Source organism: Microbacterium sp. 20-116 (genome assembly GCF_041079415.1).
Taxonomy (GTDB): domain Bacteria; phylum Actinomycetota; class Actinomycetes; order Actinomycetales; family Microbacteriaceae; genus Microbacterium.
Genome location: NZ_JBFYGP010000001.1, coordinates 731,441 through 748,408, shown reverse-complemented (window position 1 = coordinate 748,408; position 16,968 = coordinate 731,441). Strand labels below are relative to the sequence as shown.

The following is a 16,968-nucleotide window of genomic DNA, read 5'->3' as shown; positions in this document are numbered from 1 at the left end:
CTCAGGAGCTCGGAGACGGCGCGGGGGTGGGAGCGAAGATCCCGGGCCACCACGCTGCCGCGAGGGGGTATCCCACGAAGGCGACGATGTCGATGATCGTGTGCGCGATGACGAGGGGCATCACGCGCCCCCACCGCTTGTAGCACCAGCCGAAGACCAGTCCCATGACCACGTTGCCGAGCGCCGAGGGCCATCCTTGGTACAGGTGGTAACTGCCACGCAGCAGGGCCGTGGACGCGATGATCCACGTCCACGACCAGCCGAGACGTCTCAGGCGGTCGAAGAGGAACCCCAGGAAGATGACCTCTTCGGTGAGACCGGCGCGCAACGCCGCAAGGATGAGCAGCGCGATGACCCACCACGACGAGTCCAGGGGAGCGGGGATCACCGCGATGCTCTGGCCGAGTGCGCGGCCGATGGCGTACACGCCGATTCCCGGGGCGCCGATCAAGATCACCAGCAGGATCCCTCGGGCGGTGTCACCGCCGAAACGGCGGAAATCGAGGCCGATGCGGCGCAGCGCGTTGTTCGCCGGCTCCCACAGCAGGTAGACGGCCAGGGCCACCAGGGCCAGCGAGAAGAAGATGTCGAGGAACTGATAAATCGCGTCCCACAGCGGCTCGGCACTGCGCGAGGGATTCAGCTGCGTCTGCTGCTGCGAGATCGGAGCGCGCGTCGCCGCACGCACGAAGGAGACGACCGAGTAGATCGCGGACTGACCGACGCTGACGAGCAGCACGATGGCGATCTCCCACCCGAGCCGGCGTCGTCGGTAGGAGTCCGTGCGCTCGATGGCCGGAGGATACGTCCAGTCCGCGGCATCGCGTGACCGGCCCGGCTTGTCAGATTGCTCCATGGAGAGCCTCTCGAGTAAATGCTGTGTAACGTTTTTCAGAGGAGTTTGGGGCACCTGGGTAAACGTGCCTAGTGTGTTCTCATCCTGCCCGACGGATCTTTCACGCGCCTTGTGCTGCGCGAAAGCCCTGCATGGGCGACGATCATCCCTTCCCTGGAGGAACTGTGAAGCGCAACAAGATTGCCCTCTCCGGCCTCGCCCTGCTGGGAGCTGTCGGGCTTATGCTCGCCGGCTGCTCGGGCGGCGGAGACAACGGCGGCGGCTCGTCATCGGGCGGCGACGCCACGGCGATCATTCGGACGAACGGCTCCGAGCCGCAGAACCCGCTGATCCCCACCAACACCAACGAGGTCGGTGGAGGAAAGATCCTCGACTCGATCTTCGCGGGTCTGGTCTACTACGACGGAACCGGCGCCCCGGTCAACGACATGGCGGAGTCCATCGTCACCAACGACCCCCAGAACCTCACGGTGACCCTGAAGAAGGGCCAGAAGTTCACGGACGGCACCGAGGTCAAGGCCGACAACTTCATCAAGGCGTGGAACTACGGCGCTCAGCTGTCGAACAACCAGGTCAGCAGCTCGTTCTTCGAGGACATCGTGGGCTTCAGCTACGACGCTGACTCCGAGCTCACGGGTCTGCAGAAGGTCGACGACTACACCTTCACGATCGCACTGTCGAAGCCGGCCGCCGACTTCGCGCTGCGCCTGGGCTACTCGGCGTTCTTCCCGCTGCCCGACGTCGCGTTCAACGACATGGCCGCTTTCGGTGAGAACCCGATCGGCAACGGCCCCTACAAGCTCAAGGGCGAGGGTGCCTGGCAGCACAACGTGCAGATCGACCTCGTCAAGAACGACGACTACCAGGGCGGTCGCACGGTCGAGAACGGTGGTCTCTCGATCATCTTCTACGCCACCCAGGATGCCGCGTACGCCGACCTGCTCGGTGGCAACGTCGACGTGATCGACGGCGTTCCCTCGTCGTCGCTGGCCACGTTCCAGTCCGACCTGGGCGACCGCGCGGTCAACCAGCCGGCGGCGATCTTCCAGTCGTTCACGATCCCCGAGCGTCTCGCGCACTTCAGCGGCGAAGAGGGCAAGCTCCGTCGCCAGGCCATCTCGATGGCCATCAACCGCGACGAGATCACCAAGACGATCTTCCAGGGCTCGCGCACCCCGGCCAGCGACTTCACCTCGCCGGTCATCGCGGGCTGGTCGGACTCGCTGTCGGGCTCCGACGTGCTGAAGTTCGACGCGGACAAGGCGAAGCAGCTGTGGGCCCAGGCCGACGCCATCTCGCCCTGGACCGGCTCGCTTCAGATCGCCTACAACGCCGACGGCGGACACCAGTCCTGGGTCGACGCGGTGACGAACTCGCTGAAGAACACCCTCGGCATCGACTCCTCCGGTGCGCCCTACCCGACGTTCAAGGAACTGCGCTCGGCGGTCACCAACCGCAGCATCGAGACCACCTTCCGTTCGGGCTGGCAGGCCGACTACCCCGGTGCGTACAACTTCCTCGCACCGCTGTACGCCACGGGTGCCTCGTCGAACGACGGTGACTACTCGAACCCCGAGTTCGACGCGCAGATCACGGCCGGCATCGCCGAGACCGACCTCGAGGCGCAGAACGCCGACTTCGCGAAGGCCCAGGAGATCCTGCTGAAGGACCTCCCGGCCATCCCGCTCTGGTACTCCAACGTCACCGGCGGCTACGCCGAGGGCGTCAACAACGTCCAGTTCGGGTGGAACTCGGTTCCGCTGTACTACGAGATCACGAAGTAACCCTTCCGATCTCACCCGCGAGGCGGTGACGGATTCGTCACCGCCTCGCGGTCTGCCAGCCAGGCCTCATCACGACGTGTGATAAAACGGCACGGGCCCTTTCGTGGCCCACGCCCCCCTAAAAACGTCGGATGAGGCGTTTCCCACGTTCGAAAAGAGAGCGGATGCTCGGCTACATCCTCAGACGTCTGCTGCAGGTCCTCCCCGTGTTCTTCGGGGCCACCCTGCTGATCTACTTCATGGTCTTCGCCATGCCGGGGGACCCGATCCTCGGCCTCTTCGGCGACAAGACCCCCGCGCCCCAGGTCGTCGAAGCCCTGCGCGCGCAGTACCACCTCGACCAGCCCTTCATCGTCCAGTACTTCCTGTACATCGGCGGGATCTTCCGCGGCGACCTCGGCACCACCTTCTCGGGCCAGTCCGTCAACGAGGTGCTTGCGCGCACGCTCCCCGTGACCGGTCGCCTCGCGGTGATGGCCCTGGCCATCGAGCTCGTCCTGGCCGTCGTGGTCGGCACCATCTCGGCGATCCGCAAGGGCAAGCTGTTCGACAACGTGGCGCTCATCGTCGCCCTGTTGTTCGTCGCCCTGCCGATCTTCGTGGCGTGCTTCCTCGCCCAGTACTTCCTGGCGATCCAGCTCGGCTGGTTCAAACCCACGGTGGGTGCCCAGAACAACTGGGGCGATCTGTGGTTGCCGGCCATCGTGTTGGGCTTCAGCCTCTTCGCCACGAGCATGCGCCTGATGCGCGGCTCGGTCATCGACACCCTGAACCAGGACTGGGTGCGCACCGCGTACAGCAAGGGCCTGTCGCGTCGCCGCGTCATCCCCGTGCACGTGCTGCGCAACTCGCTCATCCCGGTCATCACGAACTCCGCGACGAACTTCGGTGTGCTCCTCGTCGGCGCCACCGTCACCGAGGGCATCTTCAACATCCCCGGTGTCGGTAACACGCTGTATCAGGCCACCATCCGCGGCGAGGGACCCACGGTCGTCTCGTTCGTGACCGTCTTTGTCATCATCTACGTGCTGGTCAACCTCGTCGTCGACCTCCTGTACGGCCTCCTGGACCCGAGGATCCGCTATGTCAAGTAGTCAGTTCCCGGCGCCGCACTACGTCGCGCCGATCAAGACCGAGACCATCTCGGTCGACGCCGTTCGCGTCGCCGCCCGCAAGAGCAACCTGTGGCTCGACGCGTGGCGCGACCTCCGTCGTCGCCCCACGTTCTGGATCGCTCTGGCCGTCATGGCCGTCGTCATCCTCATGGCCGTGTGGCCGACCCTCTTCACCCAGGTGCCGCCCAACAACGACTGCCAGCTGTCGAACAGCAACGCCGGTCCCACATCGGGTCACATCCTGGGCTTCACCTTCCAGGGCTGCGACACCTTCTCGCGCATCGTCTGGGGTGCCCGCACGTCGCTGTCGGTCGGTCTGCTCGCAACCGCGATCGGCACCATCATCGGCCTCATCATGGGCGCGCTGTCCGGCTTCTACGGCGGATGGCTCGACGCGGTCATCTCGCGCGTCGGCGACATCTTCTTCTCGATCCCCTACATCCTCGCGGCCATCGTCGTGATGAGCGTGTTCTCGCAGTACCGCAACGTGTTCACCCTGGCGTTCGCGATCGGCGGGTTCGCGTGGGCGTCGACGGCGCGCGTCGTGCGTGCCGAGGTGCTGCGCGTGCGTCAGGCCGACTACGTCGCCGCGTCGCAGGCGCTGGGGCAGACGCGTTTCAAGACGCTCCTGACCCACGTCATCCCGAATGCCATCGCCCCGTTGCTCGTGGTCACCACGATCAGCCTCGCCGCGGCCATCGTCGCGGAGGCCACGCTGTCGTTCCTCGGCGTCGGCCTGGGCGGCGACACCATGTCGTGGGGTAACGACATCAGCCAGGCGCAGCAGTCGCTGCGTATCGCGCCGCAGGCGCTGATCTGGCCGTCCGTCGCCCTGACCGTCACGGTGCTGGCCTTCATCCTGCTGGGCGAGCTCATCCGAGACGCCATCGACCCGAGAGCGAGGGCCCGCCGATGAGCGACGCCACCATGACGCCGCTGCTGTCCGTGCGCGACCTGAAGGTCGCGTTCGAGGGAGAAGGCGGCACGCGCGAGGTCCTCCACGGAGTGAGCCTCGACGTCTACCCCGGTCAGACCGTCGCGATCGTGGGCGAGTCGGGCTCGGGCAAGTCGACCACGGCCTCGGCGGTCATCGGTCTGCTTCCCGGCACCGGTCACGTCACCGGCGGCAGTATCACCCTCGACGGGCGCGAGCTGACCGACCTCAGCCAGACGCAGTTCGAGTCCGTGCGCGGCAAGGACATCGGATACGTCCCGCAGGACCCGATGTCGAACCTCAACCCGGTGTGGAGCATCGGCTTCCAGGTCAAGGAAGCGATCCGTGCGAACGGCATCGCCACCGGGCGCAAGGAGGTCGAGCAGCGCGCGATCGAGGTGCTGAAGCAGGCCGGTCTGGCAGACGCCGAGCGCCGACTGCACCAGTACCCGCACCAGTTCTCGGGCGGTATGCGCCAGCGCGCGCTCATCGGCATCGGCCTCGCGGCCGACCCGAAGCTGCTCATCGCCGACGAGCCGACCTCGGCCCTCGACGTCACCGTGCAGCGCGTGATCCTCGACCACATGGCATCCCTCACCCGTGAGCGGGGCACCTCGGTGCTGCTCATCACGCACGACCTGGGGCTCGCTGCCGAGCGCGCCGACACGATCGTCGTGATGAACCAGGGCGAGATCGTCGAGTCGGGTCCGAGCCGCGAGATCCTCGAGAACCCGCAGCACCCGTATACGCAGCGACTGGTGGCGGCCGCCCCCAGCATCGCGTCGCAGCGCATCCAGGCGACGGTCGAGGATCGCGGCATCCTGCGCGAGTCCGACATCGACGCTCCCGCGACGGTCAAGGTCACCGACCTCGTCAAGGAGTACAAGATCCGCCAGGGCGGGTTCCGCAGCGAGCAGTTCCGCGCCGTCGACGGGGTCTCTTTCGAGATCCCGCGCGGCAAGACGCTCGCCCTGGTCGGCGAGTCGGGTTCGGGTAAGTCGACGATCGCGAAGATGGTGCTCAAGCTCGAGGAGCCCACCTCGGGTTCGATCGAGGTCGACGGCGTCAACACCGGCAAGCTGAGCGCGAAGGACACCTTCAACCTCCGCCGCCGCATGCAGCCGGTCTTCCAGGACCCCTACGGCTCCCTCGACCCGCTGCGCAGCATCGGCAACCTCATCGCCGAGCCGCTCAACATCCACAAGGTGGGTGACGGTGCCTCGCGCCGCGCTCGCGTGGAGGAGCTGCTCGAGCAGGTCGCTCTGCCGCAGGAGCTGGCATCCCGTTATCCGAACGAGCTGTCCGGCGGACAGCGCCAGCGCGTCGCCATCGCGCGAGCGCTCGCTCTCAAGCCCGACATCCTCGTGCTCGACGAGGCGGTCTCGGCGCTCGACGTGCTCGTACAGGCGCAGATCCTCCAGTTGCTGGCGGAGCTGCAGTCCGAGCTGGGGCTGACGTACCTGTTCATCACGCACGACCTCGCCGTCGTCCGCGTCGCCGCCGACCTGGTGTGCGTCATGGAGCGCGGCAAGCTCGTGGAGCAGGGCACGGTCGACGAGATCTTCGCCCAGCCGTCGCAGGAGTACACGCAGCGCCTGCTCGACGCCATTCCCGGCGCCTCCCTCTCGCTGGGCGGCGCGTGACGCGCGATGAGCGCTTCCGGGGCGCGGAGCACCCACGGGTGTTCCGCGCCCCGTCGTCGATCGTCGGCCTGATCGTCGGCGCGGTGCTCGCGGTCGTCCTCTTGGGGGATGCCGCGCTCCGCGCCGGCGTCGGCGAGATGCTGCTGCTGGCGCCGTGGGTGCTGTTGGCGCTGTGGGCCGTCTACGCCCTGCTGTTCGCCCCTCACGTGCGTATCGATGCCGACGGCATCCGGATCCACAATCCGCTGCGCGTCGTCGACATCGCGTGGGCGCGCGTGGCCGACATCGACATGCGCTGGCAGCTCGAAGTGCGCACGGACGAACCACGCGTCGTGAAGGCCTTCGGCGGCCCCGTCGCCGGTCGCCCCGGTCGTCCGGCGCTTCGACGCGACGACTCCCGGGGGAGACGCGAACCTCCCGCGATCCGGGACCTGCAGCTCATTCAGGAGGCCTGGGAGAGCGCGCGCCGCACGGCGTCCGAGAGCGGCGTCGTGCGTCGCTCGTGGGACATTCCCTCGGTCATTTCCCTGCTGGTTCTGCTCTGCTGGGTTATCATCGCTTTGTTCATCTCAGGCGGTCTCGGCTGAGCGCGATGCTGCGCTCGACGGACACCGCAGTGGCAAAGCGCCATGTAAGAGCTTTGTTACGGTCGTGAAAAGTGTGTTCCCCCGGCACTCGTTTCATGGGAAGCCGACGTAGGGTCGCTGAAGATCCTTAGCCAGGCAAACGAATAGGCGGGGATCTCGAAGGCGAGAGGACCACCCATGATGCTGACCCCCGATGTGCTCCGGACGGGCTCGCGCACCTCATGACGCTGTACGTTCTGCGACGGTTCGTGAACTACGCCGTCCTGAGCCTGCTGGCGACGTGCCTCGCGTACGTACTCGGCAGCGCCCTGCTGCGGCCCCAGGATCGCTTCTACGGCATGAACCCGCGGCCGCCGGAGGAGTCCATCATCGCGAGCCTCAACGCTCTCGGCGCCAATCCCGACGTTCCGATCCTCGTGCGCCTGTGGAACTGGCTCGTGAACCTGTTCACAAAGTTCTCGCTCGGCAACACCATCGGCGGTCAGGACGTCATGACCGAGATCGCCACGCGCGCCGGCACGAGCCTGCGCCTGCTGTTGATCGGGTCGCTGATCGGCGCGGTGGTCGGTGTGCTCATCGGCGTGTGGGGGGCGGTGCGCCAGTACCGCGCCACCGACCAGGTGACGACCTACGCCTCCTACCTGGTCTTCGCGACGCCGACCTTCGTCATCGGCGTGCTGCTGATGATCGGGGCGACCAACCTGAACAACGCCGCGGGCACGCAGCTCATCCGCTTCACGGGGGAGTACACCGCGGGCGTCGAGGGGTTCTGGCCGATGATCGCCGACCGCGCGGTGCACCTGCTGCTGCCCACCCTCGCTCTGGTGCTCATCAGCGCGGCCTCGTACTCGCGCTACCAGCGCAGCATGATGCTCGACGTCCTCGGCGCCGACTACATCCGCACGGCCCGCGCGAAGGGACTGCCGCGTACGCAGGCGCTCTTCCGTCACGGCGTGCGCATCGCGCTCATCCCGATGTCGACGTTCTTCGCGTACAGCTTCGGCACGCTCATCGCCGGTTCGACCATGCTCGAGATCGTCTTCTCGTGGCGAGGCATGGGGCAGTTCCAGCTCAACGCCGTCACCCAGCAGGACATCAACGCCGTGGCGGGGTCGACCCTGTTCGTCGCCGTGCTGGTCCTGCTGTCATCGACCCTGTCCGAGGTGCTCTACGCCGCACTCGACCCGAGAGTGAGGAGCTGACATGACCATGCAGGAAGAAGCCCTCGACGGCACGCTCGTCGCCACGAGCCCCGTCACCCGCGATCGCAAGCCGCTGTCGCGCGGCGCCCTGGTGCGCGCGCGTCTGCGAAAGATGCCCCGCTTCTGGGTCGGTGCGAGCATTCTCGTCTTCATCGTGCTCTGGGCCTTCATCGGCCCGCTGCTCTACCCCTACGACGCGACCCAGCGCGACTTCCTCAACGTCGGCCTCGGGCCCACGCAGCTGCACTGGTTCGGCACCAACGGCATCGGGCAGGACATCTACGCCCAGACGCTGGTCGGCCTGCAGAAGTCGCTCATCATCGGCGCCCTCGCCGGCATCGGTGCGACGCTGATCGCGGCGGCCGTGGGTTCGCTCGCCGGCTACCTGGGCGGCAAGATCGATGCCGTCATCGGGTGGTTGATCCACCTGCTGCTCGTCATCCCGTCGTTCTTCATCCTCGTGCTGCTGAGCCCGCTGACGCGCGGCCTGTCGTGGCTCGCGCTGACGTTCTTCCTCGCGGTATTCAGCTGGATGATCCTCGCCCAGGTCGTGCGCAACCAGACCCGGTCGTTGCGCAACCGCGACTTCGTGCGTGCCGCGCGGTACATGGGCATGCCCACCCGGCAGATCCTCGGGCGCCACATCATCCCCAACATCGCGTCGCTGCTCATCATTGACGCGACCCTCGGCATTGTCTCGGCCATCATGGCCGAGACCTCGCTCAGCTACTTCGGCTTCGGCGTCCAGGCGCCCGACGTCTCGCTCGGCACGCTGCTGGCGTCGGGCACGTCGGCCGCGGTGACCCGCCCGTGGCTGTTCGTGTACCCCGCCGGCGTGCTGATCGTGCTGCTCCTGGCCATCAGCCTCATCGGCGACGCCTTGCGCGACGCCATCGACCCCACCTCGGGAGCGAACCGTGACTGACACCCGATCCGCCACCATGCTGTCCTCGACCGGCCGCTCGCCGCTGCTGTCGGTCCGCGACCTCAGCGTCACCTTTCCTCAGCGCGAAGGCGATCCCGTCCGCGCGGTCCGCGGCATCTCGTACGACGTGCACGAGGGCGAGTTCCTCGGCATCGTGGGGGAGTCGGGCTCCGGCAAGAGCGTGTCATCGCTCGCGGTGATGGGGCTGCTGCCCTCGAACGCGAAGGTCGAGGGCGACATCCTCTACGACGGGCGCTCGCTCCTCGGCATGAACGACGGCCAGCTCTCCAAGATCCGCGGCGCCGAGCTCGCGATGGTGTTCCAGGATCCGCTGTCGGCGCTGACCCCCGTCTACACGGTGGGCGACCAGATCTCCGAGGGGCTGCGACTGCATGACCGCGCCCTGAGCGCTCCGGCGGCGCACGCCCGCAGCGTCGAGCTGCTCAAGCTCGTCGGCATCCCGGATGCCGAGCGTCGGGCCCGCGCGTACCCGCACGAGTTCTCGGGCGGTATGCGCCAGCGTGCCATGATCGCCATGGCGATCGCGAACGACCCGCGCGTGATCATCGCGGATGAGCCGACCACCGCTTTGGACGTGACCATCCAGGCGCAGATCCTCGAGGTGCTGCAGAAGGCCCGTGAGGTGACGGGCGCCGCCGTCGTGCTGATCACGCACGACCTCGGCGTGGTCGCAGGGCACGCGGACCGCGTCGCCGTCATGTACGCCGGCAAGCTCGTCGAGCGCGGCACGGTCGACGAGATCTTCCACGACCCGCACATGCCGTACACGGTGGGGCTTCTGCGCTCGGTGCCGAACATGCAGACCGCGGGTTCCCAGCGGCTCGTGCCGCTCGAGGGACGCCCGCCGTCCCTCGCGGCATTGCCGAAGGGCTGCCCGTTCGCGGCACGCTGCCCGATCGCGATCGACGCGTGTCACGACGTCGAGCCCGCGCTCGAGGTGCACGGAACGGTGCCCGACCACGTCGCCGCCTGCATCCGTTCCGGCGAGATCGCCTCGGGCGCCCTGTCGCGGCCCGACATCTTCCCGCGGCCCGAGGCGCTCGGTGAGATCCCGCCGCTGCGCCCCGACGTGACCCCCGCCGTCGAGGTCACCGACCTCGTGAAGCACTTCCCGCTCATGAAGGGTTCGGTCTTCCCGCGCCGCGTCGGCACGGTGCGCGCCGTGGACGGGATCTCGTTCTCGATCCAGCCGGGCCGGACGATGGGCTTGGTGGGGGAGTCGGGCTGCGGCAAGACCACGACGATCCTCGAGATCATGGAGATGGTCGCGCCGCAAAGCGGCAGCATCCGCATCAACGGCACCGATGTCGCCACGGTCGGTCGCAAGGACAAGGCCGTGCTGCGCAAGGGCATCCAGATCGTCTTCCAGGACCCGATGGGCGCCATCGATCCGCGCCTGCCGGTCGGCGAGGTCATCACCGAGCCGTTGCTGGTGCAGGGCGTACCCCGGTCCGAGCGCGACCGCAAGATGCGCGAGCTGCTCGATTTGGTCGGTCTCGATCCGAACATGTCCGACCGCTACCCGCACGAATTCTCGGGCGGACAGCGCCAGCGCATCGGCATCGCCCGGGCTCTGGCGACCGACCCCGCGGTCGTCGTCCTCGACGAACCGGTCTCGGCGCTCGACGTGTCGATCCAGGCCGGTGTCATCAACCTGCTCGAAGACCTGAAGGAGCGACTCGGACTCTCGTTCCTATTCGTCGCGCACGACCTCGCCGTCGTCCGTCAGATCGCGGACGACGTCTCGGTCATGTACCTCGGACGCATCGTCGAGCAGGGACCCGTCGACGAGGTGTTCGACGACCCACGGCATCCGTACACGAAGGCCCTCATCTCGGCGGCTCCCATTCCCGATCCGCGCATCGAGCGTGCGCGCACGCGCATCCTGCTCGACGGCGATTTGCCGAGCCCCACGCAGGAGATCTCCGGATGCCGTTTCCGCACGCGGTGCCCGCTCTACCGCCTGCTGCCCGACGCCGACCGGCGCCGGTGCGACAACGACGACCCGGGCTTGCGTCCTCAGGCGCACTCCCAGGTGGCGTGCCACTACGCCGAACGGTCCGACCTCGTCCTCGAGACGGTGTCGGCCGGTTCCCCCCGAACGTCCCCGACCGACGGCACCACGTCGACGGGGGCCCTTCCCGATCACCAACGAGAGGATTGATCACATGAGAATGCGTAAAGCGAAGGCTCTCAGCGCTCTCGCGCTGCTGAGTGCCGCCGCCCTGGCGATCGCCGGGTGCGCGCCGGGCAACACCGCAGCGCCGTCGGCCAACCCCGAAGACCAGAACTCGCTGCCGTCGACCGCGTGGGTGCGCGCCGACGCCGCAGACGTCAAGGACGGCGGCACGCTGACTCTCGCGGTCGACTCCATGCCCGTGAACTGGAACAACTTCCAGATCGACGGCAACGAGGTCAACACGAACAACATCGTCGCGGCGATGCAGGGTGGCCCCATCCGCATCGGCGAGGACGGCAAGCCCGTCGTCGACCAGAACTACGCTTCCTCCGTCGAGCTGACCAGCACCGACCCCCAGAAGGTCGAGATCAAGCTCAACCCGGATGCCAAGTGGGAAGACGGCACGCCGATCACCGTGGCCGACTACCAGGCCACCTGGAAGGCGAACAACGGAAGCAACCCCGCCTACGTCGTCATCTCGACCACCGGGTGGGACCAGATCTCCTCGGTCGAGCAGGGCACCGACCAGTTCGACGTCGTCATCACGTTCTCGTCGGTCTTCGCGGACTGGCAGAGCCTGTTCGGTCAGGTCCTGCCCGCGAGTGTCGCGAACGACCCGAACACGTTCAACACCGGGTACCTCACGAAGGCGCTTCCCTCGTCGGGCCCCTTCAAGCTCGCGAGCTTCGACTCGACGGCCGGAGTCGCGACCCTCGACCACAACCCCAACTGGTGGGGCCCGAAGCCCAAGCTCGACACGGTGGTCTTCCGCGCCGTGAGCCAGAGCCAGCAGGGCACCTCGTTCAGCAACGGCGAGATCGACGCGCTGAACATCAGCTCGAACGCCGACCTCTACCAGACGGCCCAGAACGTCCCGGGTGCCGAGATCCAGGCCTCGAACGGTCTGACCTGGACGCACATCACGATGCGCGCCTCGAGCGGACCGCTCGCCGACGTCAACGTCCGCAAGGCCGTGGCATCCATCGTCAACCGCGGACAGATCGCGAACAACGCGAACTCGCCGGTGGGCGTCCCCGCCATCACCCAGGGCAGCTACATCTTCATGCCCGGCCAGGACGGCTACACCGACGACTCCCTGCCGTACGACGTCGACGCGGGTACCAAGTACCTCGAGGCCGCCGGCTACACCAAGGACGGCGACTCCTGGAAGAAGGACGGCACCGCCCTGTCGTTCAAGGTGACGGTTCCGGCCGACACCACGACGAACATCCAGCGCGCCGAGCAGATCCAGGCGGACCTGGCCGAGGTCGGTATCCCCGTCGAGCTCGTCTCGGTCCCCGTCGGCAGCTACTTCTCGGACTACATCATCAAGGGCGACTTCGAGATGGTGACGTTCTCGTGGCAGGGCACCGCGTACCCGATCTCGTCGACCCGGTCGCTGTTCACCCCGGTCGACTCGGCGCAGAACTACACCGGTATCGCCGACCCGCGTCTGGACGCCCTGTGGGCCAAGGCCAACGCGGAGCTCGACCCCGACGCGCGCCTGCAGACCGCCCAGGAGATCGACAAGGTGCTCTGGGAGTCCGTGCCGATCATCCCGATCGCGCCGCTGCCGAACGTCTACGCCGTCAAGCAGGGCCTCGTGAACTGGGGCGCGACCCAGTTCGAGACCATCGACTGGACCATCGTGGGCTTCGCCAACTCGTGATCCGTTGACCGAGAGGGGCGGGATCCCGCGGGATCCCGCCCCTTTTTCACGCCGCCGCGCTTCCTGAACGTCTCCTGCCCGGGAGTGTCGTAGGCGCCCGGTAGACTAGGCAGGCCCGATTCCGGGCATCACCCCGAATTTTCCTGGAGACCCTCCATGGCGCACGCCCTTCGTCCTGACCTCCGTAACGTCGCGATCGTCGCGCACGTCGACCACGGCAAGACGACCCTCGTCGACGCCATGCTCCGCCAGACCGGCTCGTTCGGCGACCACGCGCACGTCGAAGAGCGCGCGATGGACTCGAACGATCTCGAGCGCGAAAAGGGCATCACGATCCTCGCCAAGAACACGGCGATCACGTACAACGGCATCCACTCGGACGTGCCGGTGACGATCAACGTCATCGACACCCCCGGTCACGCCGACTTCGGCGGCGAGGTCGAGCGCGGTCTGTCCATGGTCGACGGCGTCGTGCTGCTCGTCGACGCGTCCGAGGGCCCGCTGCCCCAGACGCGCTTCGTGCTGCGCAAGGCTCTCGAGGCGAAGCTCCCCGTGATCCTGCTGGTCAACAAGACCGATCGCCCCGACGCGCGCATCGCCGAGGTCGAAGAAGAGGCGCACGACCTCCTGCTCGGCCTCGCGTCCGATCTCGTCGACGACGTGCCCGACCTCGATGTCGACGCCCTGCTCGACGTGCCGGTCGTGTACGCCTCCGGCCGCGCGGGCGCCGCTTCGCTCAACCGCCCCGACAACGGGTCGCTGCCCGACAACGACGACCTCGAGCCCCTGTTCGCCGCGATCCTCGAGCACGTCCCGGCTCCGGCCTTCGACGACGAGGCGCCCCTGCAGGCCTGGGTCACCAACCTCGACTCCTCGCCGTTCCTCGGCCGCCTCGCGCTGCTGCGCGTCTTCAACGGCACGCTGAAGAAGGGGCAGACCGTGGCCTGGGTGCGCGCCGACGGCACCACCAGCAATGCTCGTGTCACCGAGCTGCTCAAGACCCGCGCCCTCGAGCGCTACCCCGCCGAAGACGCCGGCCCCGGCGACATCGTCGCCATCGCCGGATTCCCCGACATCACCATCGGCGAGACCATCGCCGACCCCGAAGACGTCCGCCCGCTCAAGGCGATCACGGTCGACGACCCGGCCATCTCGATGACCATCGGCACCAACACCTCGCCCCTCATGGGCAAGGTCAAGGGCCACAAGCTCACCGCGCGCATGGTCAAGGATCGCCTCGACCGCGAGCTCATCGGTAACGTCTCGCTCAAGGTCGTCGACATCGGACGCCCCGACGCGTGGGAGGTCCAGGGTCGCGGCGAGCTCGCGCTGGCCATCCTCGTCGAGAACATGCGCCGCGAGGGCTTCGAGCTCACGGTCGGCAAGCCGCAGGTGGTCACCAAGCGCGGTGAAGACGGCAAGCTCAAGGAGCCCTTCGAGCACCTGACCATCGATGCCCCCGAAGAGCACCTCGGCGCGATCACGCAGCTCATGGCCGCCCGTAAGGGCCGCATGGACAACATGACCAACCACGGCACCGGCTGGGTGCGCATGGAGTTCGTCGTCCCCTCGCGCGGTCTCATTGGCTTCCGCAGCGAGTTCCTCACGATCACCCGCGGTACCGGTATCGCCAACGCCATCTCGCACGGCTACGACGACTGGGCGGGTTCGATCACCACCCGTCAGAACGGCTCGATCGTGGCCGACCGCATGGGTGTCGTGACCCCCTTCGCGATGATCGCTCTGCAGGAGCGCATGAGCTTCTTCGTGCAGCCCACCGAAGAGGTCTACGAGGGCATGGTCATCGGCGAGAACTCCCGCGCCGACGACATGGACGTCAACATCACCAAGGAGAAGAAGCTGACGAACATGCGTTCGTCGACCTCCGACTCCTTCGAGTCGATGACGCCCCCGCGCCTGCTGACGCTGGAGGAGTCGCTCGAGTTCGCGCGCGACGACGAATGCGTCGAGGTCACGCCCGAGAAGGTGCGCATCCGCAAGGTCGTGCTCGACGCGACCGAGCGCGGCCGCACCGCCTCGCGCCTGAAGCGTCAGGATGCCAACGCCTGAGCGATCCCGCTCGCGAACGGCCCCGCCCAGCCCCGTGCTGAGCGGGGCCGTTCGGCTTTTTCCGCCCGTTGAGTGTCCAGAACACCCGGACCGGTCTGAACTCCGTCTCGGGTGTCTTGGACACTCGACCGGCTGCCGACGGTGCCGTCGCGTCATGACGGGAACGCGACGGCGCTGGACGTGCGAGCGCGCCGTCGGTGCCGGGCGACGACCGACGTCGAGTGTTCAGAAGGCGCCGTGCCGGGGTGCGATGGCTCGGCGTGTCATGGACACTCGATCGGGATGCCGGCCCCGGCCCCGGGCGATGGCCGTCAGCGCGACTCGACGACGCACACGGCGCTCATGCCGGGTGTGAGCGCCTCGAACACGTGCGGGGAGTCGCCGGCGTACGAGAGGTAGTCGCCGGGGGAGAGCTCGTAGGGGGCATCGGCGGGGCCGACGAGGCCGCGACCCGACACCATGACGAGGTGCTCGACCGTCCCCCGGGGGTGAGGGTCGGATCGGCGGGGCTGTCCGGGCTCGGCGGAGAGCAGGTAGATGTCGCGGCGCGCGTGCGGCGGACTCGCCGACAGCAGCACGGCGACGTACTCCGATGCCGAGGACGCCACGGCGGTTCCCGCTTCTCCGGCGCGGATCAGGGTGGGGGAGTGCGCGCCCTCATCGACGAGGTCGGCGAAGGTGATCCCGAGAGCGGAGGCCAGGGCCCAGAGCGTTTCGACACTCGGGTTCCCGCCGCCGTTCTCGAGCTGTGACACGGTCGCTTTGGCGACTCCGGCGCGCCGCGCCAGCTCGGACACGCTGAGATCGCGTCTCTCCCGCTCGCGTCGCAGGCTCGCGGCGATGCGGTTGCTCAGATCGCTCATGTGTTCATTATCGCTGCCGATCGTTCGATTTGACGAACACGTCACTATCGTTCACGATGATGCTCATGCGTTCGTTCTACCGAACACCCGAGGGGGTGGCGACCCGGCAGGGGCTCGCGGTCGCCCTCGCCACGAGTGCCTACGGCATCTCGTTCGGGGCCCTGTCCGTGGCATCCGGTCTCGACATCTGGCAGACCTGCGTGCTGAGCCTGCTGATGTTCACGGGGGGATCGCAGTTCGCCTTCGTCGGCGTCGTCGCCGCCGGGGGAGCGGCCGCCGCTCCCGCGGCCATCGCCTCCTCGGCTCTGCTGGGCGTTCGCAACGCGGCGTACGCGATGCGCATGGCTCCGGTCGTCGCGGGTGGGTTCTGGCGCAAGCTGTCGGCGACGCACTTCACGATCGACGAGTCGGTGGCCGTCGGCCTCGCCCAGGATGCGCCCCGCGCACGCCAGGCCGGCTTCTGGGTGACGGGGATCGCGATCTGGGTCGGGTGGAACCTCTCGACCCTGCTGGGAGCGCTTCTCGGCGACGTGCTCGGCGACCCGCGCTCCTACGGTCTCGACGCCGCCGCGGCGGCCGCGTTCCTCGCCCTGCTCTGGCCGCGCCTGCGCGGACGACAGCCCCTGGCCGTCGCGGCGGGAGCGGCGGTCGTCGCGGCGCTGCTCACGCCCTGGCTCATGCCGGGCATCCCGGTGATCGCTGCGGCCGGAGTCGCCGTCGCGGTGGGCCTGTTCGACCCGCGGGGCGCAAAGGCGTCGACGGAAGAGGAACGGATGCCATGACCCTGTGGACCGCGGTGCTCCTGGCATCCGTCATCTGCGTCGCGCTCAAGGCGATCGGGTACCTGCTTCCGGCGCACTGGCTCGACTCTCCCCGTCCGGCCCGCGTTGCGGACCTCCTCACCGTCGCCCTGCTCGCGGCGCTCGTGATGGTGCAGACGCTGGGGGCGGGGGCGGCCGTCGTGGTCGATGCGCGGCTCCCGGCCGTCGGTGTCGCCGCCCTGCTGCTGTGGGCGCGTGCGCCGTTCCTCGTCGTGGTGGCCGCCGCCGCCGTCACTGCCGCGCTGCTGCGGCTCTGGGGGTGGGCGGCGTGAGGGGGCTCGCGCTGCGCGCATAGTCGT

The 16,968-nt window shown here is 67.8% G+C and carries 14 protein-coding genes; 12 read left to right on the top strand and 2 right to left on the bottom strand.

The window, feature by feature from the left end; all coding sequences use genetic code 11:
• Position 1: 1 nt before the first annotated feature.
• A complete protein-coding gene (locus AB6V29_RS03635; RefSeq protein ID WP_369357068.1) occupies positions 2 to 856 on the bottom strand; it encodes a CPBP family intramembrane glutamic endopeptidase in 855 nt (284 codons plus the stop codon).
• Positions 857 to 1,020: 164 nt separating this feature from the next.
• Here AB6V29_RS03635 and AB6V29_RS03630 point away from each other — a divergent pair, with 164 nt between their 5' ends.
• The 10 genes from AB6V29_RS03630 (at position 1,021) to typA (ending at position 14,985) form a co-directional block, all read left to right on the top strand.
• The gene (locus AB6V29_RS03630; RefSeq protein ID WP_307317454.1) at positions 1,021 to 2,640 is read left to right on the top strand and encodes an ABC transporter substrate-binding protein; all 1,620 of its coding nucleotides are present in this window, start codon (positions 1,021 to 1,023) and stop codon (positions 2,638 to 2,640) included.
• Positions 2,641 to 2,804: 164 nt separating this feature from the next.
• Positions 2,805 to 3,734 carry an ABC transporter permease gene (locus AB6V29_RS03625; RefSeq protein WP_103210912.1) on the top strand — a complete coding sequence of 310 codons (930 nt, stop codon included), beginning with the start codon at positions 2,805 to 2,807 and terminating at the stop codon, positions 3,732 to 3,734.
• Positions 3,724 to 4,671 carry an ABC transporter permease gene (locus tag AB6V29_RS03620; RefSeq protein WP_210074345.1) on the top strand — a complete coding sequence of 316 codons (948 nt, stop codon included), beginning with the start codon at positions 3,724 to 3,726 and terminating at the stop codon, positions 4,669 to 4,671. Before AB6V29_RS03625 ends, AB6V29_RS03620 begins: the two co-directional genes overlap by 11 nt.
• Positions 4,668 to 6,332, top strand: a complete 1,665-nt coding sequence (locus tag AB6V29_RS03615) for an ABC transporter ATP-binding protein (RefSeq protein WP_307317450.1) — start codon at positions 4,668 to 4,670, stop codon at positions 6,330 to 6,332. Before AB6V29_RS03620 ends, AB6V29_RS03615 begins: the two co-directional genes overlap by 4 nt.
• Positions 6,333 to 6,370: 38 nt before the next feature.
• Positions 6,371 to 6,919 carry a PH domain-containing protein gene (locus AB6V29_RS03610; RefSeq protein ID WP_369357064.1) on the top strand — a complete coding sequence of 183 codons (549 nt, stop codon included), beginning with the start codon at positions 6,371 to 6,373 and terminating at the stop codon, positions 6,917 to 6,919.
• A gap of 221 nt (positions 6,920 to 7,140) precedes the next feature.
• Positions 7,141 to 8,121: an ABC transporter permease gene (locus AB6V29_RS03605; protein WP_210074350.1), complete on the top strand. Its 981-nt coding sequence runs from the start codon at positions 7,141 to 7,143 to the stop codon at positions 8,119 to 8,121.
• Between the two features lies 1 nt (position 8,122).
• Complete coding sequence (locus AB6V29_RS03600) at positions 8,123 to 9,046, top strand: ABC transporter permease (protein ID WP_307317445.1); 924 nt, start codon at positions 8,123 to 8,125, stop codon at positions 9,044 to 9,046.
• A gap of 16 nt (positions 9,047 to 9,062) precedes the next feature.
• Entirely contained in the window at positions 9,063 to 11,231 is a 2,169-nt protein-coding gene (locus AB6V29_RS03595) for an ABC transporter ATP-binding protein (protein ID WP_307317970.1), read from the top strand.
• A gap of 4 nt (positions 11,232 to 11,235) precedes the next feature.
• On the top strand, positions 11,236 to 12,915 hold the full coding sequence (locus tag AB6V29_RS03590; protein WP_369357062.1) for an ABC transporter family substrate-binding protein: 1,680 nt from the start codon (positions 11,236 to 11,238) through the stop codon (positions 12,913 to 12,915).
• Positions 12,916 to 13,071: 156 nt separating this feature from the next.
• The gene (gene typA / locus AB6V29_RS03585) at positions 13,072 to 14,985 is read left to right on the top strand and encodes a translational GTPase TypA (protein ID WP_210074354.1); all 1,914 of its coding nucleotides are present in this window, start codon (positions 13,072 to 13,074) and stop codon (positions 14,983 to 14,985) included.
• Positions 14,986 to 15,296: 311 nt separating this feature from the next.
• Here typA and AB6V29_RS03580 read toward each other — a convergent pair whose 3' ends face one another.
• A complete protein-coding gene (locus AB6V29_RS03580) occupies positions 15,297 to 15,848 on the bottom strand; it encodes a helix-turn-helix domain-containing protein (protein ID WP_210074356.1) in 552 nt (183 codons plus the stop codon).
• 65 nt (positions 15,849 to 15,913) lie between these two features.
• Here AB6V29_RS03580 and AB6V29_RS03575 point away from each other — a divergent pair, with 65 nt between their 5' ends.
• Positions 15,914 to 16,630 (top strand): AzlC family ABC transporter permease, encoded by a 717-nt coding sequence (locus tag AB6V29_RS03575; RefSeq protein ID WP_369357060.1) that lies wholly within the window; start codon positions 15,914 to 15,916, stop codon positions 16,628 to 16,630.
• Positions 16,627 to 16,941, top strand: a complete 315-nt coding sequence (locus AB6V29_RS03570; RefSeq protein ID WP_210074358.1) for an AzlD domain-containing protein — start codon at positions 16,627 to 16,629, stop codon at positions 16,939 to 16,941. Before AB6V29_RS03575 ends, AB6V29_RS03570 begins: the two co-directional genes overlap by 4 nt.
• Positions 16,942 to 16,968 lie beyond the last annotated feature (27 nt).